This window comes from Vibrio sp. D401a (assembly GCF_030248515.1).
In the GTDB taxonomy this organism is placed as follows: Bacteria; Pseudomonadota; Gammaproteobacteria; order Enterobacterales; family Vibrionaceae; genus Vibrio; species Vibrio rotiferianus.
Window position 1 is genome coordinate 1 of sequence record NZ_JAHGAI010000118.1, and the last position, 833, is coordinate 833.

An 833-nucleotide genomic window follows, 5' to 3' on the forward strand; every position below is an offset into this window, starting at 1 on the left:
GCATACCACCTTAATCACTAAAACCAACGCATAGTGAAAATACCACGCGTTGCGAATCCCTCTTGAACAGTTTGTTAGGTGTCTGTTCGCGAATTATGGAACAACGCCTTTAATTCCGAAACAGACAGTGGCTCTTTACCTCTGTGAAGTATCGAATGACAATTAGAACAAACTGGTATTAAGTCCTTAGTTGGATTAACTATGTAACTCGCTTTAATTTCATGTAGTGGTTTAATATGGTGTACTTCAATAAAGCCTTCCCCATATGCACCATAATGTTCTCCAAAATCGAAACCACATATGTTGCATATGCATTTATAGTAACGGATACACTCTTCTCGTGCTTTGGGATCCCGTTCATATTGGTTTACTAGAACCTGCTTAACTGCGCCTTCAGTGTAAACCTCCTTTTCGCTAACTTCTTGAGCTGAGGATACTTCGGTTTCGGAAGCTTGATTAAAGTAGAGCTTATCGATTTGATTTTGTGCACTAACGTCTGTTTTCTTACCCAACCCAGAAGCGGTTATTTCACGAACTATCAAGTAATAACCAAAATCAACACTTCCACCATTTGGGTTCAGGCTAGTCATCTCAACAGGTAAACCATTGTATGTTGTAAAGCGATGCCCTATTGAAAAATCCCTCCTAAAAACAACGCCTTCATATTCACGAGTTACTCGCAAAGTAGTTAAATTAAGCTCTTCAAATGTATAAAGTGGCTTTTCACCACCACTACTCTTTTTACGTTGCCATTGAATCATAAATAGACCCGAAATTTTATTATCATTGTAGTTGAGGACGATGTTGTTAATTGACACCTAACGCCGCGTTAA

Annotated in this window: 1 protein-coding gene; it reads right to left on the reverse strand. The window is 38.8% G+C overall.

Annotated elements, in window-relative coordinates; all coding sequences use genetic code 11:
• Positions 1-74 precede the first annotated feature (74 nt).
• Positions 75-761 (reverse strand): HNH endonuclease, encoded by a 687-nt coding sequence (locus KIV41_RS24815; protein ID WP_154203576.1) that lies wholly within the window; start codon positions 759-761, stop codon positions 75-77.
• Positions 762-833 lie beyond the last annotated feature (72 nt).

Coding starts and splice junctions, on each gene's coding strand:
- KIV41_RS24815 (WP_154203576.1), bottom strand. CDS start 761: ATGATTCAATGGCAACGTAAAAAGAGTAGTGGTGGTGAAAAGCCACTT.